This window comes from Dehalobacter sp. DCM (genome assembly GCF_024972775.1).
Classification (GTDB): domain Bacteria; phylum Bacillota; class Desulfitobacteriia; order Desulfitobacteriales; family Syntrophobotulaceae; genus Dehalobacter.
In genome coordinates this window covers 2,909,299-2,934,305 of record NZ_CP092282.1, presented here as the reverse complement: position 1 = coordinate 2,934,305, position 25,007 = coordinate 2,909,299, and the positions used below count along the sequence as shown (strand labels likewise).

28 protein-coding genes and 1 pseudogene are annotated in these 25,007 nt (G+C 43.7%); 24 read left to right on the top strand and 5 right to left on the bottom strand.

What is annotated here, in order from left to right; genetic code table 11:
• The first annotated feature begins 5 nt into the window (after window positions 1–5).
• The 9 genes from LPY66_RS13550 (at window position 6) to hypB (ending at window position 7,644) form a co-directional block, all read left to right on the top strand.
• Entirely contained in the window at window positions 6–1,115 is a 1,110-nt protein-coding gene (locus LPY66_RS13550) for an efflux RND transporter periplasmic adaptor subunit (RefSeq protein ID WP_337984859.1), read from the top strand.
• A 95-nt stretch (window positions 1,116–1,210) separates the two neighbouring features.
• Window positions 1,211–1,420, top strand: a complete 210-nt coding sequence (locus LPY66_RS13545) for a hypothetical protein (RefSeq protein WP_337984858.1) — start codon at window positions 1,211–1,213, stop codon at window positions 1,418–1,420.
• A 55-nt stretch (window positions 1,421–1,475) separates the two neighbouring features.
• Entirely contained in the window at window positions 1,476–2,171 is a 696-nt protein-coding gene (locus LPY66_RS13540) for a response regulator transcription factor (RefSeq protein WP_337984857.1), read from the top strand.
• Window positions 2,168–3,502 (top strand): HAMP domain-containing sensor histidine kinase, encoded by a 1,335-nt coding sequence (locus tag LPY66_RS13535; RefSeq protein WP_337984856.1) that lies wholly within the window; start codon window positions 2,168–2,170, stop codon window positions 3,500–3,502. Before LPY66_RS13540 ends, LPY66_RS13535 begins: the two co-directional genes overlap by 4 nt.
• A 46-nt stretch (window positions 3,503–3,548) precedes the next feature.
• A complete protein-coding gene (locus tag LPY66_RS13530; RefSeq protein ID WP_337984855.1) occupies window positions 3,549–4,844 on the top strand; it encodes a TolC family protein in 1,296 nt (431 codons plus the stop codon).
• 602 nt (window positions 4,845–5,446) lie between these two features.
• Entirely contained in the window at window positions 5,447–6,334 is an 888-nt protein-coding gene (locus LPY66_RS13525) for a 4Fe-4S binding protein (RefSeq protein ID WP_337984854.1), read from the top strand.
• A 288-nt stretch (window positions 6,335–6,622) separates the two neighbouring features.
• Complete coding sequence (hypA, locus tag LPY66_RS13520) at window positions 6,623–6,973, top strand: hydrogenase maturation nickel metallochaperone HypA (RefSeq protein ID WP_337984853.1); 351 nt, start codon at window positions 6,623–6,625, stop codon at window positions 6,971–6,973.
• Window positions 6,974–7,120: a hypothetical protein gene (locus LPY66_RS13515; protein ID WP_337984852.1), complete on the top strand. Its 147-nt coding sequence runs from the start codon at window positions 6,974–6,976 to the stop codon at window positions 7,118–7,120.
• A gap of 152 nt (window positions 7,121–7,272) precedes the next feature.
• Window positions 7,273–7,644: a hydrogenase nickel incorporation protein HypB gene (gene hypB, locus LPY66_RS13510; RefSeq protein ID WP_337984851.1), complete on the top strand. Its 372-nt coding sequence runs from the start codon at window positions 7,273–7,275 to the stop codon at window positions 7,642–7,644.
• Window positions 7,645–7,902: 258 nt separating this feature from the next.
• On the opposite strand, the gene LPY66_RS13505 is transcribed toward hypB, so the two are convergent.
• Window positions 7,903–8,745: a hypothetical protein gene (locus tag LPY66_RS13505; protein WP_337984850.1), complete on the bottom strand. Its 843-nt coding sequence runs from the start codon at window positions 8,743–8,745 to the stop codon at window positions 7,903–7,905.
• 242 nt (window positions 8,746–8,987) lie between these two features.
• On the opposite strand from LPY66_RS13505, the gene LPY66_RS13500 reads away from it, so the two are divergent.
• The 3 genes from LPY66_RS13500 to LPY66_RS13490 all read left to right on the top strand — a co-directional run bounded on the left by LPY66_RS13500 (window position 8,988) and on the right by LPY66_RS13490 (window position 10,151).
• Window positions 8,988–9,254 (top strand): type II toxin-antitoxin system prevent-host-death family antitoxin, encoded by a 267-nt coding sequence (locus LPY66_RS13500; protein ID WP_337984849.1) that lies wholly within the window; start codon window positions 8,988–8,990, stop codon window positions 9,252–9,254.
• Window positions 9,244–9,552, top strand: a complete 309-nt coding sequence (locus LPY66_RS13495; RefSeq protein WP_337984848.1) for a type II toxin-antitoxin system RelE/ParE family toxin — start codon at window positions 9,244–9,246, stop codon at window positions 9,550–9,552. Before LPY66_RS13500 ends, LPY66_RS13495 begins: the two co-directional genes overlap by 11 nt.
• 335 nt (window positions 9,553–9,887) lie before the next feature.
• On the top strand, window positions 9,888–10,151 hold the full coding sequence (locus tag LPY66_RS13490) for a hypothetical protein (protein WP_337984847.1): 264 nt from the start codon (window positions 9,888–9,890) through the stop codon (window positions 10,149–10,151).
• 157 nt (window positions 10,152–10,308) lie between these two features.
• On the opposite strand, the gene LPY66_RS13485 is transcribed toward LPY66_RS13490, so the two are convergent.
• Window positions 10,309–11,196: a DUF3102 domain-containing protein gene (locus LPY66_RS13485; protein WP_337984846.1), complete on the bottom strand. Its 888-nt coding sequence runs from the start codon at window positions 11,194–11,196 to the stop codon at window positions 10,309–10,311.
• A gap of 496 nt (window positions 11,197–11,692) precedes the next feature.
• Here LPY66_RS13485 and LPY66_RS13480 point away from each other — a divergent pair, with 496 nt between their 5' ends.
• Entirely contained in the window at window positions 11,693–11,947 is a 255-nt protein-coding gene (locus tag LPY66_RS13480) for a recombinase family protein (protein ID WP_337984845.1), read from the top strand.
• A 237-nt stretch (window positions 11,948–12,184) separates the two neighbouring features.
• Window positions 12,185–12,577, top strand: coding sequence for a hypothetical protein (locus LPY66_RS13475; protein ID WP_337984844.1), 393 nt, complete (start codon window positions 12,185–12,187; stop codon window positions 12,575–12,577).
• A gap of 320 nt (window positions 12,578–12,897) precedes the next feature.
• On the opposite strand, the gene LPY66_RS13470 is transcribed toward LPY66_RS13475, so the two are convergent.
• The 3 genes from LPY66_RS13470 to LPY66_RS13460 are packed head-to-tail and all read right to left on the bottom strand — an operon-like array spanning window position 12,898 to window position 14,570.
• Window positions 12,898–13,233 carry a branched-chain amino acid transporter permease gene (locus tag LPY66_RS13470; RefSeq protein WP_337984843.1) on the bottom strand — a complete coding sequence of 112 codons (336 nt, stop codon included), beginning with the start codon at window positions 13,231–13,233 and terminating at the stop codon, window positions 12,898–12,900.
• Window positions 13,230–13,937 carry an AzlC family ABC transporter permease gene (locus tag LPY66_RS13465; RefSeq protein WP_337984842.1) on the bottom strand — a complete coding sequence of 236 codons (708 nt, stop codon included), beginning with the start codon at window positions 13,935–13,937 and terminating at the stop codon, window positions 13,230–13,232. Before LPY66_RS13465 ends, LPY66_RS13470 begins: the two co-directional genes overlap by 4 nt.
• A gap of 57 nt (window positions 13,938–13,994) precedes the next feature.
• Window positions 13,995–14,570 (bottom strand): HDIG domain-containing metalloprotein, encoded by a 576-nt coding sequence (locus LPY66_RS13460; RefSeq protein WP_337984841.1) that lies wholly within the window; start codon window positions 14,568–14,570, stop codon window positions 13,995–13,997.
• A 214-nt stretch (window positions 14,571–14,784) separates the two neighbouring features.
• Between LPY66_RS13460 and LPY66_RS13455 the strand changes: the two genes are divergently transcribed.
• The 10 genes and pseudogenes from LPY66_RS13455 to LPY66_RS13410 all read left to right on the top strand — a co-directional run bounded on the left by LPY66_RS13455 (window position 14,785) and on the right by LPY66_RS13410 (window position 24,906).
• Window positions 14,785–15,336, top strand: a complete 552-nt coding sequence (locus LPY66_RS13455; protein ID WP_337984840.1) for a helix-turn-helix domain-containing protein — start codon at window positions 14,785–14,787, stop codon at window positions 15,334–15,336.
• A gap of 367 nt (window positions 15,337–15,703) precedes the next feature.
• Window positions 15,704–16,876 carry an ABC transporter substrate-binding protein gene (locus LPY66_RS13450; RefSeq protein WP_337984839.1) on the top strand — a complete coding sequence of 391 codons (1,173 nt, stop codon included), beginning with the start codon at window positions 15,704–15,706 and terminating at the stop codon, window positions 16,874–16,876.
• Between the two features lie 219 nt (window positions 16,877–17,095).
• A pseudogene (locus LPY66_RS13445) lies at window positions 17,096–17,976 on the top strand (branched-chain amino acid ABC transporter permease).
• A gap of 12 nt (window positions 17,977–17,988) precedes the next feature.
• Window positions 17,989–19,056 (top strand): branched-chain amino acid ABC transporter permease, encoded by a 1,068-nt coding sequence (locus tag LPY66_RS13440; protein ID WP_443112435.1) that lies wholly within the window; start codon window positions 17,989–17,991, stop codon window positions 19,054–19,056.
• A gap of 22 nt (window positions 19,057–19,078) precedes the next feature.
• Window positions 19,079–19,900: an ABC transporter ATP-binding protein gene (locus LPY66_RS13435; RefSeq protein ID WP_337988092.1), complete on the top strand. Its 822-nt coding sequence runs from the start codon at window positions 19,079–19,081 to the stop codon at window positions 19,898–19,900.
• A 4-nt stretch (window positions 19,901–19,904) separates the two neighbouring features.
• Window positions 19,905–20,606: an ABC transporter ATP-binding protein gene (locus tag LPY66_RS13430; protein ID WP_337984837.1), complete on the top strand. Its 702-nt coding sequence runs from the start codon at window positions 19,905–19,907 to the stop codon at window positions 20,604–20,606.
• A gap of 379 nt (window positions 20,607–20,985) precedes the next feature.
• Window positions 20,986–21,396, top strand: coding sequence for a Fur family transcriptional regulator (locus tag LPY66_RS13425; protein ID WP_337984836.1), 411 nt, complete (start codon window positions 20,986–20,988; stop codon window positions 21,394–21,396).
• 35 nt (window positions 21,397–21,431) lie between these two features.
• Window positions 21,432–23,624 (top strand): catalase/peroxidase HPI, encoded by a 2,193-nt coding sequence (katG, locus tag LPY66_RS13420; RefSeq protein WP_337984835.1) that lies wholly within the window; start codon window positions 21,432–21,434, stop codon window positions 23,622–23,624.
• Window positions 23,625–23,739: 115 nt separating this feature from the next.
• Window positions 23,740–24,060 carry a ferritin family protein gene (locus LPY66_RS13415; protein ID WP_337984834.1) on the top strand — a complete coding sequence of 107 codons (321 nt, stop codon included), beginning with the start codon at window positions 23,740–23,742 and terminating at the stop codon, window positions 24,058–24,060.
• A gap of 306 nt (window positions 24,061–24,366) precedes the next feature.
• Window positions 24,367–24,906: a methylated-DNA--[protein]-cysteine S-methyltransferase gene (locus LPY66_RS13410; RefSeq protein ID WP_337984833.1), complete on the top strand. Its 540-nt coding sequence runs from the start codon at window positions 24,367–24,369 to the stop codon at window positions 24,904–24,906.
• Window positions 24,907–25,007 lie beyond the last annotated feature (101 nt).

Sequence of the window (25,007 nt, the reverse complement as noted above, 5' to 3'; positions counted from 1 at the left end):
GTTACATGATGACATATTACGGAAGACTGATAAAAATAGTAGCGGCTACCCTGCTGGTATTTGTCGCCGCTTCGGTAACAGGGTGCAGCAAGGCTTCAGAACCGGCCAACCAAATTAAAAAAGTCAAAGTTGCACCGGCGGTGCTCACCACAATCGGTAAAGATACCGAATTTGCAGGGAAACTAACACCGGTTACGGAAACAGTGGTATCCGCCAAGATTTCCGGCAAGGTCAAACAGGTCAATTACGAGGTCGGCGCTGCGGTAAAAGTCGGAGATATTCTGTTTACCTTGGATCAGGCCGAAGTCGAGGCGCAATATGCTCAGGCCAAGGCCGCTTACGAGGGACTAAAAGGACAAACACAGCTGCAGATTGATGATGCTCAGGAATACTACGATAAAATGCTTGAATTGTATAATGCCGGAGGCGCAGCCAAACAGGATCTGGATAAGGCAGAGTCCCAGCTAACGTCGGCCAAACTTGCTTGGAGTCAGGTAGAACAAGCGGAAGCCGCAATGAATCTAGCGTCTCTCCAGGTCGGCAATACGGTTGTCACCACACCGCTTTTTGGTATTGTTGCTGCCAGAAATGTCGAGAAAGGAGAAGTTATTTCTGCCGGAATCCCTGCTTTCACTGTGATTGATATTAAAAACCTTCTTGTAGAAGTCAATATTCCGGAAGACCTGAGACTTACCATTGAAAACGGGCAGACCGTAGCTCTTCAAGTAAAGGCTCTTGGAAATAAGGAAATTGCGGGAACAATCAAGAGTATCGGTCCTGACGCAGATTCCAAAACGCATACCTATCTTGTCAGGATCCAAGTGGAGAACGAAACCCAAGAACTTCAACCGGATATGTTGGTTAAAGCTGCATTTCCCAAGGAAACAAGGCAAAATGTCTTAGCCGTTCCTAATGAAGCGGTATTAATCGAAAATGACTTGCCCTATGTTTATATCGTAAGTGAAGAAGGCACAGCCCAGAAAGTGTCCGTTAAAACAGGACTTTCTGATGAGAAAATGACGGAAATAACCGGACTGAAGGAAGGGGATCTCGTTATGATCGAAGGTCAGAGCTTTGTGAATGACGGCGATAAGGTCCAGATCGTTAAAAGTTAGCTGTCAACTTCTCCAAAGCAATAGAGAAGGTAAAGCAATTAACTGCGAAGAATAATTCAACATTACTTATCGAAAATGAGGAACTTCAGATTTTAGTGGAAACAATAAAAAAAGACAATCAAATCCATTCTGCCCTGCGCGATGAGTTGAATTTTATTATCCCGGCCTTGAAAGCGGCCAAAGAAAAACAAGATGTTGAAAATGCGAAGATCAACCTTGAAAAACTCGTTGCAATTCAAGCCAACTTAATGAATTCCTTAACAAAAATCAACGAGGATCTTAGCAAGATTACCTCACTATCTTGAAGAATTTGTCATATCAATCACATGATTGATGCTCTAACGGAAGGAGTGCAGTTAGATGGGAGTACCAAAGATTTTAATTGCCGACGATGATCATGAAATTGTGAATCTGTTGAGCGACAGTTTGGAAGACGAAGGCTTTGAAGTAGTCAAAGCCTATGACGGCAAAGAAGTATTGAGAAAATTGGCGGAAACAGATTTGTCCTTGGTCATCCTGGATGTGATGATGCCGGAAATAGATGGTCTGGAGGTATGTCGAAAGGTGAGAAACGACATTGCCATCCCTATCATTATCCTCAGCGCCAAAGACCGGGAAATTGATAAAGTGATCGGACTGGAAGTAGGGGCAGACGATTATATAACCAAACCATTCAGTATTTACGAGCTGGTTGCCAGAGTCAATGCCCACCTTCGCCGGGAGCGCCGCAGCAGTATATTTTCAAGTAAGATATCGAATATGCTGGAGATCGGAAATTTAAGTATTAACAAAGAGACCTTCGATGTTTGGGTCGATGGAAAAAAAATCGACCTGTCTACCCGCGAATTTCAGATCCTTGTTTACCTGGCAGAGAATCATAACAGAGTCTTGAGCAGAGAAAAGATCTATGAAGCCATTTGGGGCGATAGTACGTATGGGGATATCAATACGGTTACAGTTCATATCAAAAACCTGCGCAGCAAAATCGACCAACATAATCAGTATATTCGAACGGTCTGGGGGATTGGCTATAAATTTACAGGAGGCTTGCAATGAGGTGGAGTATCCGGTTCAAACTGCCGTTTATGGTTTTTTTGGTATTTTTGCTGGTCAGTCTGAGCGTGCTTTTCTATTACCGCTTTTTCATGTTGGAAGCCGGAGAGCGGAGTATTCAGATGAACAGGGAAGCTTTAGATCGGAACAGCGTTGAAATAGCTCAAGGTATCAGCGTCAGATACCCTGACAGCGATCAAATCCGTACGTATCTTCAGGATATGGCGCAAAAAGAAAAAATGAACATTCTTGTTTATGATACCAATAAGCAATTGGCCTACCAGGCTGAGTCTCATCACAGCAAAATGTTTGAGATGAAGTCGTCCGCATTTGTATCCGTAAACGGTCAGACAGTTTTTCTTTTGGAAACAGAGACTTCGTTTATGCCGAAAGATATCATGGGTATGAGTATATTAGAAGGTTTTGTTTTTTTTACACTGATCATCCTATCGTTGATTCTTCTGATACTCGTGATTTATCTGCATTATAACATTGTTAAACCGCTTTCCCTGCTGCAAAACAGTTTTGGACTTGTGGGCTACCGTAAGAATAGACAATTAACTTCCCTTCCCTTGAATCGGAAGGATGAAATCGGGGACCTGGCAGCAGGCTTTGAGGAAATGGTGAAAAAGCTGCATGATTCCCACGATCAGCAACTGGAAATGATCTCTTCCATCTCGCATGATCTTAAAACCCCATTGACCTCCATTCGGGGATATATGGAAAGACTTTTATTTTCCAATATCAAAACCGAAGAAAAAAAGCGCGAGTATTACCGGATCATTTATCAGAAAGCGGAGGATATACAGCAGCTTCTGCAAGATTTTTCCGACTACACGCAGAACGAAGAGGAATGTACCAAACTAAACCAGGAAGCAGTGGCCTTAAAAAGCTTCTTTATATCCATCTGTGATGAATATGCGGAAGAATTGCAGGCCTACCATACGGATTTTACTTATCAAACGGATATCGCCGAACATTTCCTGGTCCTGATCGATGTCAGAAAAATTCGCCGGGTTGTTGCAAATCTAATCAGCAATTCCTTAAAGTATGCAGATCCTCCGATTAAAATAATCATATCCTGCACGGTTTGGAACGGATTAGCCGTTATAACCATAGAAGACAATGGCAGGGGAGTTCCGGAAGAAGATTTGGCCAACATCTTTAACAAATTTTATCGTACCGACAAATCCCGCTCGACGGAAACTATGGGAGCCGGGCTCGGGCTGGCTATCTGTAAGCGAATCGTCGAGAGCCACAATGGAAGCATCAATGCTTATAATCGAACAGAGGGTGGCTTTGGCATCCGATTTACACTGCCCCTGATTAAATAGCCAATTATTAGAGCACGAAAAAGTTTTGGAGAGGAGCATTTGGTTCATGAAAAGAATTAAACATATACTTCTAATACTGTTCTGCTGTATGTTTCTCCTTCAGCCGGTTACGGCACTGGGGGATAGCGATAATGACCTTCACGTTCTGAGTTTTGACATGATCGAAGAAGAAGTGCAGGAACGTAATCCGGTAATCGCAAACAATCAGGATGAAGCTGTAGATGGGATTGCGCAAATTGACGATAGCATAGATGCCCTTATTCAGCAGGAAAAAATGTTTGACGAGATGAGTGCCTCGCTTATTGCTGATTTTACTACCATAAAAGTAAGCAGCATGCCGAAGGACAGTTTACTGAATATGATCAACAGTTATCCAGAATCGTTGCCGGTGGATACCAACGGGCTATCCGATCCGGTAACCATACTGACGAGCAGCACCGATCCGCTGCTTGGTTTCGTCACAGGTCAGGACACCAATGGCGCGGATATGTGGTTTTTGCTGACCATGACCGCTCCCCAGGATCTTTCCCTGGATTATATCAACTTCGACTCGCTAAAAAATTATCAGTTACAGATCCAATCCATTGAAAATCAGATTGCGAATATGGAAACCCAGCAGGATGATAGCGAGACATTAATCCTCCAGGTAGAGATAGGCAATAGCCAAATCGTTTGGGGTGTCCAGCAGATGTTTTTAACTTATATTGACTTACAACAGCAACTGGCCGGGATGCAATTAAACCGGAAAATCCAGCAAAAACAGGTTACGTTAAATAATTTGAAACTGGATTTGGGATTTATTACGGCACAGCAATGCCGTACCGATGAATCCAAACTCACCGACCTTGATCTGACCATAGCCTCCCTGGAAGATAATATGGCTTCCTTGCTGGGGAACCTCAACGTTTCTCTCGGTCAGGATTTTGATACACCCTTAACACTAAAAGCTGCTCCCGAACCGGATTTAGAAGGGATCGGGTCCATGGACTATGACACTGATTTGGATAAGGCCTTGACCAATAGTATTTTGGTACGAATGGAAGATAGTTATACTATGCAGGAACAACAACGAAGAGAAACTGCTTTGGACTTCGACACCAGGTACAAAGACGTTCAGGAAAAAGTAAAGACCTGGAACAAAGAAAAGGACAAGTTGCTGTCGGAACAGGCATCCTATGCCATAAGTCAAAAATCTTTCGAATTAGGGTTTATTTCCCCTCTGTCTTTGGATATAGCAAGCCAATCGGTTCAAAAACAGCTGGAAAATAAAGAGAAAGCAAAAACCGATTTGCTCGAAGCTTATACTGGTTACCAGTGGTTGTTAGGGGGGGTAAAACTCTAAAACTCCTTTACTTTGTCTACAGTATTGCTGTTATTTGAAGTTTTTCAGGAGCAGGAAAAGTCACTGGAATAGTTTTCAGAAAGGAATCCTTGGCTGACTGATCCACTAATTTACGCGGGGAAATACCGAAAGCTCTAGATTGAAAACAGGTGTCTGTTTATTTATCAGATGAAAGAAAGTGCCGTGTATGTGGACGTAGTTGTAGATACCTGTCAGAATTATGGATGGCTATAATAAGAGGGATATTTAATAAAAAATTAATAGGAAAACCTTAGTAAAAAACGGTTTAATTTGAAATATATACCCTGCCGCCAAGGGGCTACCAGATTGATGCAACATCTTTTTTGTACCCTCAAGGCACGTTGAGACGGTCACGGTGATAGAGAGGAAATAGCCTTTTTTCAAGCGGTTCCGGCCTTTTTAAGAGAATATTGCAGTGTGTTGTATGTTACCGTGAACGAGAGTTTCACGGGAATTTTTTTGTAGGGGGGTCTAACTTTTACGGGGAATTAAACAAAATGCGCGGTAGAAAAAAATAACAATGAATGACTATAAAGTGGTGTCCCGTAAGTTGAAGATATCAGGTGGGAGGGGTAGCGGCGATGTCAAAGCATAAGACAAGTCTTAGCCTAAGTAATAGAATCAGATTGAAAACAGCTGTAACTGAAAAAACTTGGAATAGAACGGCAAAACTATTCAGGCGTCTTGTGGATTTAAGCATTAATAAAACCAAAAAAGAGGCCAAAAAGTTAGCAATAAATCCAAAACCATCAAAGCCCAAAAAGCACCCTGATTTATCTCAGGGCTATATCTTAAATTTAAATCTTGATGTAAAGGACCTCGCTGAAGATGTTGTAATGCCGATTGAGTTAATGAAAAAGATTGTTAGAGAATCAAGCCTCAGGGTCATTCTGAATAATTGTCTCTGTCGTAGTTCTTATGAATGCAAGGATTACCCACATGATTTAGGATGTATATTTTTAGGTGAAGGCGGCAGAGGTTGCATAGAGAGGGGAGTTGGTCGGGAAGCAACAGTTGAAGAAGCCCTTGCTCATATAGAGAAGGGTGCTGAAATGGGCTTAATAGGTCAGGCATTATGGGTTGGTGTTGAGAAATTTATTTGGGGCATCCTGGAAGATGATATGACGCGTTGGCTGGAAATCTGTTTTTGTTGTCCTTGCTGCTGTGGTGCTCTGCAGACAAATAGGGCACTACATTCCAGTAAAAGAGGTGCATATACATCTATAGGTTGGAAAGCAGTTCATGACGATCAAAAATGTATTAGGTGTGGTGCATGTAAGAATATTTGCCCTGCAGAGGCAATTTGTTGGAAAGAGGATCAAATTGTCATCGACAATAATATTTGCCTGGGCTGCGGGCGTTGTGCTGATAAATGTCTACAAAAAGCGAATGTGCTCCATTTGATGAAACCAGTGAAAGAGGATATAAAACAGTACTTTGCTGAAGGTGGACTAAACCTTGATCTATAAAACCAATTTATGGCTATCATTGTTTAGATACTTTCCATGTTTTAAATGCAAATTAGTATCAGACTGTCAATACTCAATAAGTGGACAAATTAGAATTATTGAAGATTCAATCCGTTCCATTGGAAACATGCTAACGTGTATCAGTGATATTCTTCCAAAGATGAAATTGGTACATGGTCTAACTAATGATCTTAACCGGAAAAAGTAAAAAAATTAAATAAGACCACGACGGTTAGCTGATTTTGAAATCGAAAAAATGATTTAGACCTGATCAGCCGGAGGTGGAGTATGCACGAATTAGCTGTGTCCAAAAGTATTCTTAGCTTGGTGTTAAAGAACGCGGAACAGAAAAAGGCAAATAAAGTTTTGGCTATCTATCTTGCTATAGGGGAAATGCGCAAACTTGAGCAGGATTGGCTTCAGCGTTATTTCGATTATATTAGTAAAGGTACCATAGCAGAAGGCGTGCACATTGAGGTTAAAAAGGTTCCGGTCGTGTTTGAATGTAAGTTATGTGGCAAAGAATTTTCAGTGAATCTACATGAAGATAAAAAACTCCTATGTCCGTTTTGCGACGGTTTTGAATATACCCTTCTTTCTGGACGAGAATTACTTGTGGAAAAGATGGAGGTAAGATAAATGGATGAGATCAAACTAATTGACATAAGGGAAAATATTCTTTCTGATAATGAAAACCAGGCGGAGGTCATTCGGGCCAATATGACAGAGAAGGACGTATTTATGGTAAATTTGATGCATCCTCAGGCTCGGGGAAAACGAGTGTGATCCTCCAAACCATTAAGAGATTGAGCGACAGAATTCGCTTAGGAGTTATCGAGGGAGATATTGAGTCACTAGTAGATTCAGAATAGATTACAGCCCAGGGAATTCCAGCCGTTCAGATTCGTACCGGAGGTGCTTGTCATCTCGATGCACCTATGCTTACTCCAGCGCTGGACGAACTCGATTTGGAAAATCTGGATTTAGTGTTTATTGAAAATATCGGCAATCTCGTTTGCCCAGCAGAATTTGATACTGGTGCAGATTTGAAGACCATGATTCTAAGTGTTCCGGAGGGGGATGACAAAGTACTGAAGTACCCCCTGATTTTTTCAGTGTGTGATGTTATGCTAGTCAATAAAGTAGACTACCTTGAGGGCTCTGATTTTGATAAGGAAGCTCTGTACAGACGAGTACAGAGGCTAAATCCTGAAATGAAAATATTCGAAGTTTCTTGCAAAACAGGGCAAGGTTTGGATGAATGGTGTAACTGGTTAGTCGATAAGGTTCAAACAAAAATAAAAAAATAAGAACTATTTTTTAAAAGATTGGTGTATTCAATTAAAATAACTAAAAAACGTTCTTCAATCTTTAATCAAAAACAAGGTCACAGTGCCGAAAGGACGGACTCGCGGCTGGTCACCATCAATCGTCGCAATGTAATACACACCACAACACACCATTGAAAGAATGAGGGGGCGCAGCCGAAACCTAAAGTTTCGGCTGAGTCCCCTTTGCTGTACCTTTTTAATAAAATTCTTATTAGCTTCTAAAATAAATCGCTTATCCTAAAAAATAGGTTTCTTACCGTTTTCAAGCACATCAGGATTTTTAGGGAGTTTCGCATAGACTAAACATCCTCTGATTGCAAAGAAGAGTGTAACAGCACCGACTACATAAAACCATGGATTATTTGCAACAGAGAAATAATGAGGACTGATTAATGCCCACATATTGGATGGATTGAAGGACATAATTGCAACGAGTAATAAGACAATATTAAGCTGCCAGCAAGCGCCGATTCTGGTACCGCGTTTTTCCCAAAACAATCCGGGAACACAACAAATGATAACCTGCGTAAAAATCCAGAATTTGAACATAGTTGCATCGCCAAGCTCCACACGGAGAAGGTTAAGGCTTACAAAGAAGATGGCAATCTGCAAGACACAGGTAACATTCACGAAGAAGGTATTCAAGATGCCTTTCATTGAAAGGAATGATATGATCAAGCAATTCTCGGCGGAGAGTGCCGCCAACCCTCTCACAAATACCATTTTGCCAAGGGCAGTGGTAACTGGTATTTTGGGTTTTATTTTTGTGTTCTTGAGGAATTGCTGGAAGTATGCCGAAGTAAAAATGGAGTCATTGTCATGAATCAGAAATTCCGGTGTTGCACCATAGGGTGTGGCTTCCCAGATCTGCTGTGCCACCCATGCAGAGGTTGGATTGGATGTAACGGCAAAATGTTCAATCTTCCTGTGGTTATGGAGAAACATTTTCCAAGATTGAATCTGTTTTTCGCTTGGGGTCTTTGGTGCCTTAGTTATGTATTTCGCAATAGTGTTAGGGGCGGGAGCATCTAAAACGCCAAGGTTAAACAGCCGCTCATGAATTTTCTCAGGAGAAAGCAAAGGATTTTCCCGATGAATTCTTTTGATTAGGGCATGTTCTCACAGATTGAAAATATTATAAATAGAACTTGCCTGTAAAGATCAAATTATACCGATTCACGGCTCAGGTTCTATTTTTCATCAATTTCGTGCCAGATAATATTTTTGAAGGTTACAGCTTCGAAGAGCGGCGGCATGGAACAAATTCTTGTAGAATGTATATAGTAATGCTATAATAATGTACATGAAGGGAGGCGTGGATCATGCCCCAGATAAGACCGATAACTGATTTGAGAAATACCAACGAAATCTCTGATTTGGCCCATGCTAAGAAAGAACCTATATTCATAACAAAAAACGGCTACGGTGATTTAGTTGTTATGAGCATTGAAACCTTTGATTCCATGCTGGCGGATCGTGAACTCGACGCAGCTATCGTGGAAGCCGAAGCCGAGTATACTTCCGATGACCAGCTTATAGATGCAAGGGAAGCTTTGTCAAGCTTAAAGAGGAAGTACTTTGGAAAATAAATATTCTGTAAAATTACTGCCTCGCGCATACCGTGATTTGGATGGCATATATACCTACGTAGCTGAAACGGTGATAGAGCCAGGCATTGCTGCAAAATTGGTTGACACGCTTGAAGAAGCTATTTTCAGCTTAGAAAGTATGCCTCAGCGTGGAGCGTTAAGAAAAATAGGCGCTTATGCCAATAAGGGATACCGACAGCTATTCGTAGGTAATTTTACAATAGTATACCGTGTTTCTGAACCTAAAAAGAGAGTAGTTCTTGTTGTCACAATACGATATTCAAAAAGCCAGTTTTAAGAGGCCGATGCCAACACCTCGCTAACCTTGCAAAAATTGCATCAATACCATCTTTTATAATGATTACTGGAAGTCTGGCCTAGATATGTGTTAGCCTATCTACAAAAATAATGCCGCCAAGGCCCCACTAGGTTTTAGCGGCATTATTTTTGTATCCTCAAGGCACGTGGAGGCATGCACTCTCTTAGTGAGGCAACGAACTTAGTGATGCAAAATCTAAAGGTATCAGGAGAGTAATCTTGATGCCTTTGTTATTATACAAATAAAAACTCCAGTGTTTTTGTGGCACCGGACTTTGTAGGCAGGTGCCATCACCAGCAACAGTAAGATTCTCAGTGGAAACTAATAAACAGCCGTGGAGGGTTGTGCAATCGAATGGCGCTTATCATTTTTACGCTGAAATAAATCCAAGTAACAGTGATGAGAACCCTGTTATTATTCAGAGGGTAGACGTTGGCATCGGCGCAAGCCATTTTCATCTGGCAGCGTTAGAGAAGGATCTATCGGGAAAATTTGAAAAGCTGGTGAATTCAGATATTGCCGCTCCGAAGGATCTGCGCTACCTCTTCTCATGGATACCTGAAAAAAGTGACTTTTGAAATACCCTGTAGACAGAACAGATGAAAGATAATGATCCATGAACTCGACCTATTGCGGCACCTATAATGCCAGGAAACGGCACTTGGCTTGGAGGGCATGACAATTGACCAAAAACCGTATGCCCGTCGTTTTCGGGGGTTCCGGTAAAGAAATCAATCATTTTTCATCATTTTCAGCATTTTCCTGTACTTTCGGAGCAGCCTGGGACGCTTTCTCTATTCGCTTTAGCTTGTTCATCGTCTTAGTCAATAACTGATTGGCATGGGATATATATAATCTGCACGCATCCGGGTCTGCTGCGGCCATTTCTTTGATAGCGATAAAAAGATCATCAAATCCTTTGGCTATCAGCTCAAAACGGGCATCTGCCTGGCTCATGGAGAGATTGAGCTTTAAGAGGTTGTTTTCGTGTTCTATCTCGGCAATGTGCTTGGCTTCTGCATTTTCATTTGCCAGGATATCCAGCTTCCGCTGCAGCTTTAAAACATTTCCCTGCTCGGCCCATACCGCTTGCAGGTTATCCGTGGCTTCTTTTTTCGCCCGATCGCGCTCATCGGATAATTTGGCGATTTTATCTTTTTGCTCGGCACAGACTTTCTGTAGGTCTTCTTCCCCGTCAAGTTCCTGGTTTCTCCGATATACTGCCTGCTGCAGCTGCTGCGTGCTCATGTTGCCTGTGTCATTCTCAGCGATAAATTCATCCCGTTCCTCTTCCGGGAGCCCAAGAAGGATGAGTGCCTGGGTGTAGGTTAAATTCGCCATCGATGGCGAATTTGAGCTGTTGTCATCTTCGGATGAGACGAGCAGTTTAGCCCCATATTCATCAAAGACTTGCATCAGTTTTTCTGCCGTTCTTTGAGAATAACTCACCGATTCCTCCAGCCACTTGCCCCACTCCCCATGGGGTAGCAGCGCTTTGGCTTCCTTGAGGCGTTTTCCTATTTCGACGGAAGAGGTCAGCAGAATTTTACTGGTTTGGCGTTTTATTGTATTGATTTCAGCCGCTATAACAGGCGGCGTGCGTTTTGTCAGCAAATCACTCATCGTTATCCCGCGCTTTCCTGTACTTTAGTGACATCATATGGGATAAGCCTGACAATAGTGACAAAAGGTTATATTATTATAGAATTTAGAAAACATTAGTAAGAAAATGAGGGCCTGGGTGTAGTTCAAAATCGCCATCGATGGCGATTTTGAACTGATGTCATCTTCGAATGCGACGAGTAATTCGGACCCATGTTCAACGAAGACTATGGTCCCCCCGTTGTCAAGACAAATGATAGTACTACCAATTTGATAGAAAGAAGCCTCCATATGAGGGTAAGGATTATAGAGCCGACAGTTAAAACTCTCCAAAAGAAGAAAAAGGATGCGCCTATGCAAGGGTATCGACGGACTCGGAAGCCCAGGGCGATTCGTTAGAAAACTAAACGACTTATAACGAAAACCTTATCTGTGCAAACCCTGAGTATGAATTCGCCGGTGTCTTTGCAGATAAGGAATAACCGGTACCACGGAAAACAGGCCTGAATTTCAAAAGATGCTGGAACTCGCCAGACAGGGCGAAATTGACGTGATTCTAACAAAATCGATTTTCAGGTTTGCCAGAAATACAACCGTTATACTTGAGGTTGTCAGGGAGTTAAAGAATATCGGGGTTGAGATTTGGTTTGAAAAGGAAAATATATCTACATTATCCGGGGACGGCGAGCTTATGCTAACCGTCCTCTCCTCTTTTGCCAGGGAAGAAAGTAAAAATGTCAGCGACAACGTAAAATGGCGGTATGAGCCGTAAAGAAAATCCTTTGGACGGCATACTGTTGAAATCTTGGATGCTTTGAATTGAACAGAACAACTGGATACAGCCGATATCGATAGTGAATTGATGATATCAATCATAGAATCAATTTTTTAGGGCCGCATCCAATGTAGAGCAAAGAGTTTGTGAATTAACAAATAAAATTATTGATCTAAACAGTATCGTGCTACCATAATATTCCATAAGATATTAACAAAAAAAGGTGATTGCTCAATGATCGCTACTCTGAGGTTAATTCAAAATCAAAAATTGGCTGCCGTACTCTTTGTCATTGCTTCAGTTATAATAATTATAGCCAGCGACCTAGAAGAAAACGTCGAAATTCAAAAAGAAAATGGTGTGAAAATTGCTTATACTCCTACTCCAGCTCAGATAACCTTATTTGCAATTGGAATCATAACCTTAGGCACGCTTATCTTCGCTTATAACGCAACAGTAAGATTGGATCAGATCAACTTACAAATGTTAAAAGGTAAGGCCAAAGGAACGCTTCGACCGCATTTATGGAACTTTGCTGGTTCCTGGCTTTTTGTTTTTGGCGCAATTTCACTGCTAATAGGAAGTAAGATTATAGTGGAAGAAGAATCAGAAATTGAAATCTTATAGGCTTTCAGCAGCTTTAAGGCTTGACTATATGATGTGGTTTCAACCGAGATGTTTTTAGTTTTAATAAAAAATGATCTGTCCATGGACAACTGGCTTGAGGAAGCCGAATGCTGGGCGGCAAAAGCCATCGCCACGTATGCTTACTCCATTTAAATTGTTAAGCCGGGGTGTTGTCTCCGGCCTAATAACTCATATCCTATTCGTTTACCCAGTGAAATAGTGAAGGCAGAACTGCTTTTTGGCTATTGAATTAAGAGAAAATAATAAAATGATGATTTGTCTTAGTACATTAAGGAGAAGTATCCTTGGTACATATTTGATTATAGCGAAAACACAACTTGAATCAGAAACATATAGCACGCGGTACCTGTAATAATGCTGAGGAAAGTGTTTTTTCTCCAAAAATGCAGGAGAACAGTTACGGCGAGACTGATAATCGTCGGAAGAAATCCGTTCAGTGAAGTAAAAGTAATATCTCTGATGCAATAGACAACAAGAGTTGCCATAACGGCCATTGGAAGGATCATGCCAAGATATTGAACTGTTTTCGGAACCGGGCGGTTTCCGAAGATGAGGAATGGAAGTGATCTTGTTAATATAGTGCACAGAGCGCATATTACAATAATGATGATGGATCTCTCGACAGATAAAATCATTCCTGTACCTCCTGTATTTCTGCCGTCGGTTCAAGTAGTTTCCGGAAAACAAGCAACGCTGCAATTGTTATTAATAGAGAAGGAAGAATAAAACTATCGGTACCGAAAACGAGAATGCTCACCATGCTTGATATGACAGCAATGACAACCGGAGTAATGTTTTTCTCGGTTCGCATCTGGTCGACCAGTATCGTTGCAAAAAGTGCTGTCAATGAAAAATCTATTCCTGTCGTATCAAATGTGATTAGACTGCCCGCATATGCGCCGATTACGCTGAAAAACACCCAGTAAATTACGACGAAAGCGCTTGTCAGAATAAATGCGGCTTTTTCATTGATCCCTTCCTTCTGCTTATATGAGCAGTGAAGGGAATAGCTTTCATCCGTCAGCGAATAGATCAGAAACCATTTGCTTGCTGGACCAAAGCTGTTAAACTTTTGGATAAAGCTCAACCCATAGAACATATGGCGGCTGTTCAGCAGGAGAGATAACAGTATGATTGCGCTGATCGAAACTCCGCCCCCGAAGAATGAGGTCATCAAAAACTGAAGAGATCCTGCCAGCACAATGGTGCTGGATGCGCCTGTCCACAGAGCATTATATCCTATACTTTGCATAAGAATGCCGTAGGCAATGCCTAAAGGAAAAAAGCCAAAAAGTATAGGTAATGTGCGCTTAAATGAATAATTGAGTGTCTCTTTCAAAGTGATTCCTGCTTTCAGAAGAGAATTCCAACCCAATACAATTGGCTCAGATGGTCATTAAAGATTTCCTTTTAACCCGATTTCCTGTGCTTTCTCTTTCATTCCCTCAATCGTTTCCCTGATGACATCATCCAATTCCATGCCAAGCATTTCACAGCCGCTGCCTATGATTTCGCGGTTGACGCCGGCAGCAAACGATTTATCCTTGAACTTCTTTTTTACGGACTTTACTTCCAGATCCAGCACGCTTTTTGAGGGGCGCATCAGGCAAAGGGCATTGATAAGACCGGTCAACTCGTCAACGGTATACAGGATCTTTTCCATCATGCTCTCCGGTTTGACATCGGTGCAGATCCCGTAACCGTGACAGTTCATTGCCCGGATATACACATCATCGATCCCGTGTTTCAGCATGATCTCCTCTGACTTTTTGCAGTGTTCTTCCGGATATTTTTCATAGTCCAGATCGTGCAGCAGACCGGCGACGCCCCAGACTTCTTCGTCCTCTCCGTTAAGCCGGGCGAAATGTGCCATAACAGCTTCAACTGCCATCGCATGCTTCTGCAGTGCCTCTGATTTTGTATATTCCGTCAGCAGATCCCATGCTTCGTTTCTTGAAAGTTTCTTTTCCATTTAGATACCTCCTGAAAATAAAATAATTACCGGTATAATTTACCGCATAATTACCATGATTACCGCTTTGGTTTTTTTGTTCCAAACTTGATTTTTAGATAAATATACGCTATAATCTGTTCCGACATAGCATACATTTGTCCGATATATCGTACTGTTTTATACATTTTACATACGTCCGATATCATTGTCAAGTATAAGAAAGGGTACTCATATGGATTTAGGCAAAGTCATCGGGTTCAACTTAAAGGACCTGAGAACATCACGGAATCTTTCCTTGGGACAATTATCAAAAGTTTCGGGCATCAGCAAAGCCATGCTGTCTGATATTGAAAAAGGGAACAGCAACCCGACGATAAATACCATCTGGAAGATCGCCAATGGACTTAATGTACCCTATACCCGCCTGATGGAAGGCGTTGAGCGGGAAAGTGAGCTTGTTCGAAGAGAAAAAGCCGTGATGCAGATAGGTGAATCTGATCATTATCGGGCATACTGTTATTTCCCTGGCACTCCGACGCGGAACTTTGAACTTTTTTATGTTGAACTGGATGGGAATTCCTCCAATACCAGTATTGGTCACTCAGAAGGTGCACGTGAATATATTTATGTTATGAACGGTGAATTGATACTTGAAATGGAAACCGGAAGTCATAAGATCCACGAAGGTGATGCCTTTACATTTGACTCATCCATCGGCCACACATATATCAATAATCAGTCTGCTTTATTGCGCTTTATGGTTATAAACTATTATCCCAGCTGAAACAGGATGAACATGACAGGGAGCTCAAATCACTGTTGGAATAATTGGATTGGAAAGGTCTACTTTATTGGTAAAGACCAGAGGGTGTTGATCCCTGATGATGCGAATAGTGAGAAGGTAAATCATGTTATATATGATGAAAAAATAACACAAAGTTCGCATAATACTTATCTGTTGCATAATGTTTACCTTGACATGCAGGCCCTTGAAGGGCTAGAATTATTACGATCTTAGTTAATATTTTAGGGGGTCAGAATTGCTGACTGCTGCGTAGTCGCATATGACCTCAAAAAGTATGTGCCGTTTTTTTGTAGGGCATACCCAGAGACTCGAAAAAATAATAAAATCTGTGATAAGGGGAATGAAAATGAAAAGAGTATTAGGTATCGGTCTCTCTCTCGTCCTCACCCTTGGTCTTCTGTCCGGCTGCGGCGGTACGAAAGCTCCTGCCGGAGATTCCAACGCAGGCGGCAATGCTGCAGCTGTCTTTAAGATTGGCGCTACCGGTCCTCTGACTGGCGGAGCAGCCATATACGGTAACGCGGCCAAGCAGGGTGCGCAGATCGCTGTTGATGAGATTAATGCCCAAGGTGGCATCCAGTTCGAACTCAAATATGAAGATGATGAGCATGACGCCGAGAAGGCCGTTAATGCTTACAATAACCTTAAGGACTGGGGCATGCAAATTTCCCTCGGCTCCGTGACCAGCACGCCTGCTGTGGCCACCAGTGCTGAGACTTTTAAAGACCGGATATTTGCGCTGACTCCCTCCGCCTCCGCCCCCGCTGTCCTTGAGGGCAAGGATAACGTCTATCAGATGTGCTTTGCCGACCCTAACCAGGGCTCAGCTTCCGCTCAATATATTGTTGACAAAAAGCTCGGAACAAAAATTGCGATTATTTACAAGAACGACGATGTCTATTCCAAGGGAATCTACAATACTTTCGTCAGCAAGGCCAAAGAACTGAACTTGGCGATCGTCTCCACTACAACCTTCACCGAGGACAGCCAAACCGACTTTTCTGTTCAGCTGGCGGACGCCAAGAAAAAGGGCGCCGATTTAATCTTCCTTCCTATGTATTACACCCCGGCTTCTCTTATCTTCCAGCAGGCAAAGTCTATGAGTTACTCTCCCAAGTACTTTGGTGTGGACGGTATGGATGGTATATTGACTCTGGAGAACTTTGACGTCTCTCTGGCCGAGGGTGTTATGCTGCTGACTCCCTTCAATGCTGACGCCACTGATGAGCGCACCGTCAACTTCGTTAAAAAATACAAGGATCTTTACAAGGAAACTCCCAACCAGTTTGCCGCCGACGGTTATGACTGTGTGTATGCCTACAAGAAAGCTCTTGAGGCTGCCGGCTGTACTCCTGACATGAGCGCCGCTGACATCTGTGAGAAACTGGTCAAAGTATTCCCCACTATTTCTTTTGATGGACTTACCGGCGAGAAAATGACGTGGGCTGCTACCGGCGAAGTTTCTAAGAGCCCTAAGGGCATGGTCATAAAAAAAGGTGCTTACGTCGGTATGGACTAAGGTACCGCTTGCCCTTTCAAATAGTTCATTGAGAGGGCTGCCGAGGCACAAACTCGGCAGCCCTTTGTCCACATATCAGATACTCTAAATGACTTTCTAATATGCATATTGTGCAGCAAAGGCTGTAGCCTTCGCCGAGGGCTTGGCTCCAGCCAAGCTTTTCTTATATGTATACACTCTTTTCCTAATATGTTCAAATTTAATGAAGGTGTGTGTGTAATGACCTTTCTATCCTATCTGATTAGCGGACTCAGTCTTGGCAGTGTCTATGCCATTATAGCTCTTGGCTATACTATGGTCTACGGCATTGCCAAAATGCTTAACTTTGCCCATGGCGATGTTATCATGGTAGGTGCCTATGTTTGTTTCTTTGCTACAACCCGGGGGAATCTGCCTCCAGTCGTCGGTGTACTTCTGGCTGTAATGGTATGTACTATACTGGGGGTGGTTATAGAGCGTCTGGCCTACAAGCCACTGAGAGCAGCCACCTCCTTGGCCGTGCTTATAACGGCTATTGGTGTCAGCTATTTTCTTCAGAATGCCGCACTGTTACTCTGGACTTCTAACCCCAAGGTGTTCACTTCCGTAGTAGGAAACGATTCCCTGAAACTTTTCGACGGTCGGCTGTCCATCTCTATCGTCGCCATTGTTACCATTGTATCCTGTCTTATTATTATGGCCGCGCTGACCTGGTTCACGGGAAAGACCAAAATGGGTAAGGCTATGCGCGCCTGTTCAGAGGACAAAGGTGCTGCTCAGCTGATGGGCATCAACGTTAACTTCACTATTTCTGTCACCTTTGCCATCGGCTCTGCCCTGGCAGCGATTGCCGGCGTTCTCCTCTGTTCCGCTTATCCTACCTTGATGCCACCACTGGCTCCATGCCCGGCATCAAGGCTTTTACTGCCGCTGTGCTTGGCGGAATCGGCTCCATACCCGGTGCTATGATCGGCGGTATACTGCTGGGCATCATAGAGATATTCAGCAAGGGTTATATATCCACCCAGCTTTCCGACGCTATCGTGTTCTCCGTCCTTATTCTTACTTTGTTGGTCAAGCCCACCGGTCTTCTGGGCAAGCAGATCAACGAGAAAGTGTGAGGTGTGATAACAATGAAAAAATCGACTCGTACCAACATCTTCACTTACGTTTTAGTTATCGTGTCTTTTATTATTGTCCAATTGCTTATAAGCAGCGGCAATATCAGTTCCTCCCTCCAAGGTCAGCTGATTCCAATCTGCGCCTATGTGATATTGGCGATTTCACTGAACTTGACCGTAGGCATACTGGGCGAGCTGTCATTAGGACATGCGGGCTTTATGAGTATCGGTGCCTTTGCGGGTGTCGCAGCGGCTATCAGCTTGGAGCATATCATACCCATCACAATCCTGCGCTTGATCGCAGCCCTTATTATAGGCGCTTTTTGCGCCGGAGTAGCCGGCTTCCTGATCGGAATACCTGTCCTGCGTCTGAAAGGCGACTACTTGGCCATCGTCACTCTGGCTTTTGGAGAGATTATAAAAAATATTATCAACATCCTTTATGTCGGGTTGGATAATGCGGGGCTGCACTTCAGCTTTCTTACCGACGCCAATGCTTTGAACCTTGCCCCAGGCGGCAGAGTCATTATTGACGGACCGCTGGGAATCACCGGTATACCGAAGCTTGCCAATTTCACCATAGGCTTTGTCCTTATCCTGATTACGCTGTTTATCGTACTCAATTTAATTAACAGCCGTTCCGGGCGGGCCATTATGGCGCTGCGGGACAACCGTATTGCAGCAGAGAGTATTGGTATTCACGTCACGAAGTATAAGCTTATGGCCTTTGTCACCTCCGCCGTCCTGGCAGGTGCCGCAGGGACGTTATTTGCTATGAATTTTTCCACCATCATTGCTTCTAAATTCAACTTCAATACCTCGATCCTAATTCTTGTTTTTGTGGTTCTGGGAGGTCTGGGTAATATCCGCGGATCTATTATCGCGGCCGTCCTGCTTACTGTACTCCCTGAGATGCTGCGTGAGTTTAACAGCTACCGCATGCTGATATATGCAATCGTTCTCATTCTGATCATGCTGGCTACCAACAACGATGTCGTTAAGGGCTATATGCGAGCTTTAAGTGAAAGGTTCCATCCCTCCACTCTCAGGAAAGGAAAGAGGGGTACAGAAAATGGATAAAACGAACAGACCTGAGACAAAGATGATTCCCGTGCCCTCCACCAACATTGTACCTGAGCGTGACGCGGACAAGCTACCGGTGCTGGAAGCCCGCAACCTAGGTATAGAATTTGGCGGACTTACGGCTGTTTCGGGTTTTAACATGGCCATCGGCCGTACGGAAATAGCCGGACTCATTGGCCCCAACGGCGCAGGCAAGACGACTGTGTTCAATTTGCTCACTAAGGTCTATCAGCCTACCTATGGTACCATTTTGCTGGATGGTCGTGACACGAATAACATGACCACTGTACAAATTAACAAAGCCGGTATCGCCCGGACCTTTCAAAATATACGCCTTTTCTCCAATCTATCGGTGGAGGATAATGTCAAGCTTGGCTTGCATAATCATATCAGCTACGGTATGTGGAATGGCATCCTCCGGCTCCCCGCTTACTGGAAAGGCGAGAAGCAGGCACATGAAAAGGCCATGGAGCTTTTGTCTATTTTCGATATGCAGAGCCTAGCGAGGAAGCGGGCGGGATCCCTGCCCTACGGTGCCCAACGCAGGCTTGAGATAGTCCGTGCCTTAGCCACGAAACCCTTGCTTTTGCTCCTGGATGAACCTGCCGCCGGGATGAACCCCTCCGAGACAGCTGAATTGATGGATAATATCGTTAAAATTCGTGATACCTTCCAGATCGCCATTATGCTCATAGAGCACGACATGAATCTGGTCATGGGTATCTGCGAGGGAATATGTGTGCTCAATTTTGGTAAAATAATCGCCAAAGGCACCCCCAGCGAGATTCGGAACAACCCTCAGGTCATCGAAGCTTATTTAGGCAAGAAGAGGGAGGTCTGAAACGATGTTGAAAGTCAATGATATAAACGTCTTTTACGGTGCGATCCACGCCATAAAGGGTATCTCTCTCGAGGTCAACGAGGGCGAGATAGTGACCCTGATTGGGGCTAACGGCGCCGGAAAGAGCACCATCTTGAAAACTATTTCCGGCTTGCTGCGCACCAAGACCGGGGAAATAAATTTCTTGGGAGAGAATATCACGTCCACAGCACCCCACAAGATCGTAGAACGCGGTCTGGCTCATGTACCTGAGGGTCGGCGTATATTTCTGGAGATGACCGTCCAGGATAATCTGGAAATGGGCGCCTATACGTGTCCTCCTCGCAGTATAGAGCCAGAGATGGAAAAGGTCTATGCTTTGTTTCCACGGCTTTTGGAACGCCGCCGGCAGGTGGCCGGCACACTATCCGGAGGCGAGCAGCAGATGTTGGCCATAGGCCGGGCGCTTATGAGCCAGCCCAAACTTTTGATGCTGGATGAGCCCTCTATGGGCCTTGCGCCTATATTGGTGGAGCAAATATTCACCATTATCCAGGAGATGAACAAGGCTGGAACGACGGTACTTCTGGTGGAGCAGAATGCCCAGATGGCCCTATCCGTTGCTAATAGAGCCTATGTGCTGGAGACTGGCTCAATCACAATTTCTGGCACCGGCCAGGAACTGTCAGAGAGCGATGAGATTCGCAAGGCCTATCTGGGGGGGTGAGAAGCTTTAAACCCAAATCAGCAAAATAATGGCCTGAAATAGGATATGGTTTTGGAAATATACTCTGCCGCCAAGGGGCTATTAGCTTCGAGCGGCATTTTTTTTTATCTTCAAGGCACGTTGTACTCTTCAAAAATGTCATTTGCGGCAATTTTGTGGAGAAATTTGACCCTAATATAACTAATATATTCTGGACATTCACAGGAAAATTCCAAAACCGCAGAACGAAACATAAATTTTATGTTGAATAGTGCATGAATCTTTTTCAGCCTATTGCTCTTGATATGTTCAAGGAATATAATAGATATGTAACAATTACAACTTAAATATTATTACATATTCAAAATATTTTTTATTCTATATTAAGGTAGTGAATTTAATGAAACCATCATTTGAAGAAATAAAGAAAGAATTAAAACAAAGGAATATTAATCTTTCCCATCAACGATTGAAGGTCTTAGAGTACCTTGCTCAAAATCAATGCCACCCTACTGTAGATCAGATATTCACTGCCCTTCAAAACGAAATACCTACACTATCTAAAACCACTGTCTATAACGCTCTGCGAATTCTGATAGAAACAGGGTTGGTTAGGGTAATTACTATCGAAGATAATGAAACAAGATATGATATCGAGGTTGAGTACCACGGACACTTTAAATGCGAGTCCTGCGGAACCATATACAATTTCAGTATCGATATAGATTGTCTGACCTCCGAAGATTTGAACAACTTCAAAATTAGTGACAAGAACGTATATTTCAAAGGCATCTGTCCTAGGTGTCTTTAGAATATAAATGAAAACAAGTGAAGGAGGATTAAATTATGGAAGAGATGAAATGCCCGGTAACAGGTAATACGAAAAAAGCTATTTCTGGCGGTGGTACTTCAAACAAAGACTGGTGGCCGAACCAACTAAATCTGAAGATATTACATCAAAACTCAAGCTTGAGCAACCCAATGGGGGCAGATTTCAAATATTCCGAAGAATTTAAGAAGCTTGACCTTCCTGCAATAAAAAAAGACCTTTATGCTATGATGACGGACTCACAGGATTGGTGGCCAGCTGATTACGGCCACTACGGGCCGCTTTTTATCCGCATGGCATGGCATAGTGCCGGTACTTACAGAATGGGAGATGGACGTGGCGGTGCCGGTGACGGTACGCAACGCTTCGCGCCGCTCAACAGCTGGCCCGATAACGTAAACCTTGATAAAGCGCGCCGCCTGCTTTGGCCAATCAAGAAGAAATATGGCAAGAGAATTTCATGGGGGGATCTCATGATTCTTGCAGGTAACTGTGCTCTCGAATCCATGGGCTTTAAGACGTTTGGTTTTGGCGGCGGGCGTGAGGATGTTTGGGAACCGCAGGAGGACGTTTACTGGGGTTCCGAGTCGGAGTGGCTTGGTGACAAGCGCTACTCTGGAGAAAGAAACCTTGAAAATCCTCTTGCTGCTGTTCAAATGGGCTTGATTTATGTGAATCCAGAAGGCCCAAACGGTATGCCTGACGCTGTCGCCTCCGGACGAGATGTCCGGGAGACCTTTGCTCGAATGGCTATGAATGATGAAGAAACAGTTGCGCTCGTTGCGGGCGGACATACCTTCGGCAAATGTCACGGTGCGGGTCCGGCGACTCATGTGGGGTCGGAACCAGAGGCGGCACCTATTGAGCAAATGGGACTTGGTTGGAAGAGCAGCTTTGGCAGTGGAAAAGGTGGAGATACGATCAGCAGCGGTATTGAAGGGGCCTGGAAGCCGAATCCCACCAAATTTGATATGGGGTATTTAACCACGCTGTTCAAGTACGACTGGAATTTGGTTAAAAGCCCAGCCGGTGCTTACCAGTGGGTTCCATCTGATCCTGCTGCGGCAGATACAGTACAAGATGCGCATGACCCGAACAAGAAACATGCGCCAATGATGACAACAGCTGACCTTTCACTTAGGATGGACCCTTTATATAAACCGATTGCTGAGAGATACCTCGCCAATCCTGAGGAGTTTGCAGATGCTTTTGCCCGTACCTGGTTCAAACTGACACACCGTGATATGGGCCCTCGTTCACGCTATCTTGGTCCGGAAGTTCCGGATGAGGAATTAATCTGGCAGGACCCTGTGCCTGCTGTTGATCATGAATTAATTAATGATCAAGATATTGTGGCCCTAAAGAGCAAAATATTAGGTTCGGGATTATCTGTATCTCAGCTCGTATCAACAGCTTGGGCTTCAGCATCAACCTTCCGCGGTTCGGACAAGCGTGGCGGAGCAAACGGAGCGAGGATTCGTCTTGAACCTCAGAGAACTTGGGAAGTTAATCACCCGGAACAATTGAATAAAATATTGCAGATTTTAGAGAAAATCCAATCTGAATTCAACAGTAGCCAATCTGGCACTAAGAAGGTGTCACTTGCTGACATAATTGTTTTAGGTGGATGTGCAGGTATCGAACAAGCTGCTATAAACGCTGGTAACAATATTACAGTTCCATTCAAGCCAGGGCGCACGGACGCATCTCAAGGGCAGACGGATACCGTTTCGTTTTCGGTGTTAGAACCGAAAGCAGACGGTTTCCGAAATTACCTGAAAGCAAAATATTCCGTATCAACAGAGGAAATGCTGGTTGATCGCGCACAGCTTCTGACCTTGACCGCTCCTGAAATGACAGTTCTGTTGGGTGGTATGCGTGTCCTAAATACAAATTATGGACAGTCTCAGCATGGCGTATTTACAAAGAATCCAGAAACCCTTTCAAACGACTTCTTCTTGAATCTGCTCGATATGGGCACGGTTTGGAAACCGGTCAATGAAGAAGGAGAAGTCTTTGAGGGACGCGACCGTGCAACCGGTGAACTCAAGTGGACTGGCACTCGTGTTGATCTGATATTTGGTTCGAACTCTGAGCTCCGTGCTATTGCGGAAGTCTATGCAAGCGATGACGCTCAAGGAAAATTCATCCAAGATTTCGTAGCTGCTTGGAATAAAGTGATGGATGCGGACCGCTTTGATCTTGTTTGATATCTCATGCTAATTGCAATATGTTATGTGCGGTATAAAGGACAGCGATCCTGCCCTTTATTACAATAATTAAAGAATTGGGCGCATCTTGATAAATTATTGTGGAGGTACAATTATGCCAGACTTTGGACATCCATTTTCAGGACTTGCAAAAGAAAAGAAGCTTACCGACGCTGAATTGATCAGAGCAATTCGTTTTATGGTATCAGCTGAGTATGAGGCAATTCAGCTTTATATGCAGCTTGCAGAATCTACCGATAACAAATTGGCCATTGAGGTGCTTAAGGATATAGCCGATGAAGAAAGGGTTCATGCCGGTGAATTCCTTCGCCTTCTGAAAGAATTGGCTCCTGATGAAGAGAAATTTTATGCTGAAGGTGCCGAGGAAGTTGAAGAAGAAATAGAGAAACTGCAGGGTTCCCTTTGCTGTTCCTAAACGGAATTGCTGGATACGCTGGTCAAGTCGCAAAGTAGCATTAATACCGCCGATCAGGCCCATGACAGTCAGTATCCAAAAAGCCCAGGCAGTAATTTGCGCAGGGGTAAGAGTATAACGCATTAAATTTCGGTACGTCCCTTTTTGAATAAAATCATGTCCGAAAAAAGCCGGAAATTATTAAGAAATGTGGTATCATTAATCTGGGCAACGTTTGGGAGGCGAGACGCGTGGCGACCGTGGCGCAGTTACGCCACAACCAACCTTTGGAACACGCTATAACGTGTGGAAAATAAGGAGGACGCAATGGTTTATTCTACACGATACACGTCACCCCTAGGTACCATTACCCTTGCCTGTGACGGAGAAAAACTGGTTGGTTTATGGATAGAAGGGCAAAAATACCACGGCGGTACGCTATCCGAAAAGATGGCCGAAATGAATGATGTGCCCGTATTTGACGCTGCAAAAAAATGGCTGAATAGATATTTCGCCGGTCATAAGCCAGCCATATCTGAATTGCCCTTAGCCCCCATTGGCGGCGATTTTCGCCAAGGCGTATGGAACATTTTATGTGAAATACCCTACGGCGAGGTAATCACCTATGGCGACATTGCCAAAAAAATGGCCGCAAGAATGAACAAAGAGAGCATGTCAAGTCAAGCTGTCGGCGGAGCCGTTGGCCATAACCCCATATCAATTATCATCCCATGTCATCGGGTAGTAGGAGCAAATGGCAGTCTCACAGGTTATGCAGGAGGCATTAGTAAGAAAATCAAATTACTTGAACTGGAAGGCGTTAATATGTCGCGATTGTTTGTTCCTGCAAAAGGTACGGCACTCTAATAGTGTGGATTCATAGATAAGCATCAAAACCTGGGGCATGAAATATATCGAATATTAAAGCGAAAAATCTAATTTGGTACAATAAAACAGGAATCACGACA

Coding starts and splice junctions, on each gene's coding strand:
- LPY66_RS13460 (WP_337984841.1), bottom strand. CDS start 14,570: ATGGAAAAGAAACTTTCAAGAAACGAAGCATGGGATCTGCTGACGGAA.
- LPY66_RS13500 (WP_337984849.1), top strand. CDS start 8,988: ATGCCCCAGATAAGACCGATAACTGATTTGAGAAATACCAACGAAATC.
- LPY66_RS13415 (WP_337984834.1), top strand. CDS start 23,740: ATGCCAGACTTTGGACATCCATTTTCAGGACTTGCAAAAGAAAAGAAG.
- LPY66_RS13485 (WP_337984846.1), bottom strand. CDS start 11,196: ATGAGTGATTTGCTGACAAAACGCACGCCGCCTGTTATAGCGGCTGAA.
- LPY66_RS13410 (WP_337984833.1), top strand. CDS start 24,367: ATGGTTTATTCTACACGATACACGTCACCCCTAGGTACCATTACCCTT.
- LPY66_RS13530 (WP_337984855.1), top strand. CDS start 3,549: ATGAAAAGAATTAAACATATACTTCTAATACTGTTCTGCTGTATGTTT.
- LPY66_RS13470 (WP_337984843.1), bottom strand. CDS start 13,233: ATGATTTTATCTGTCGAGAGATCCATCATCATTATTGTAATATGCGCT.
- LPY66_RS13435 (WP_337988092.1), top strand. CDS start 19,079: ATGATTCCCGTGCCCTCCACCAACATTGTACCTGAGCGTGACGCGGAC.
- LPY66_RS13515 (WP_337984852.1), top strand. CDS start 6,974: ATGGATGAGATCAAACTAATTGACATAAGGGAAAATATTCTTTCTGAT.
- LPY66_RS13480 (WP_337984845.1), top strand. CDS start 11,693: ATGCTGGAACTCGCCAGACAGGGCGAAATTGACGTGATTCTAACAAAA.
- LPY66_RS13440 (WP_443112435.1), top strand. CDS start 17,989: ATGAAAAAATCGACTCGTACCAACATCTTCACTTACGTTTTAGTTATC.
- LPY66_RS13455 (WP_337984840.1), top strand. CDS start 14,785: ATGGATTTAGGCAAAGTCATCGGGTTCAACTTAAAGGACCTGAGAACA.
- katG (WP_337984835.1), top strand. CDS start 21,432: ATGGAAGAGATGAAATGCCCGGTAACAGGTAATACGAAAAAAGCTATT.
- LPY66_RS13425 (WP_337984836.1), top strand. CDS start 20,986: ATGAAACCATCATTTGAAGAAATAAAGAAAGAATTAAAACAAAGGAAT.
- hypB (WP_337984851.1), top strand. CDS start 7,273: ATGCTTACTCCAGCGCTGGACGAACTCGATTTGGAAAATCTGGATTTA.
- LPY66_RS13430 (WP_337984837.1), top strand. CDS start 19,905: ATGTTGAAAGTCAATGATATAAACGTCTTTTACGGTGCGATCCACGCC.
- hypA (WP_337984853.1), top strand. CDS start 6,623: ATGCACGAATTAGCTGTGTCCAAAAGTATTCTTAGCTTGGTGTTAAAG.
- LPY66_RS13525 (WP_337984854.1), top strand. CDS start 5,447: ATGTCAAAGCATAAGACAAGTCTTAGCCTAAGTAATAGAATCAGATTG.
- LPY66_RS13540 (WP_337984857.1), top strand. CDS start 1,476: ATGGGAGTACCAAAGATTTTAATTGCCGACGATGATCATGAAATTGTG.
- LPY66_RS13475 (WP_337984844.1), top strand. CDS start 12,185: ATGATCGCTACTCTGAGGTTAATTCAAAATCAAAAATTGGCTGCCGTA.
- LPY66_RS13550 (WP_337984859.1), top strand. CDS start 6: ATGATGACATATTACGGAAGACTGATAAAAATAGTAGCGGCTACCCTG.
- LPY66_RS13450 (WP_337984839.1), top strand. CDS start 15,704: ATGAAAAGAGTATTAGGTATCGGTCTCTCTCTCGTCCTCACCCTTGGT.
- LPY66_RS13535 (WP_337984856.1), top strand. CDS start 2,168: ATGAGGTGGAGTATCCGGTTCAAACTGCCGTTTATGGTTTTTTTGGTA.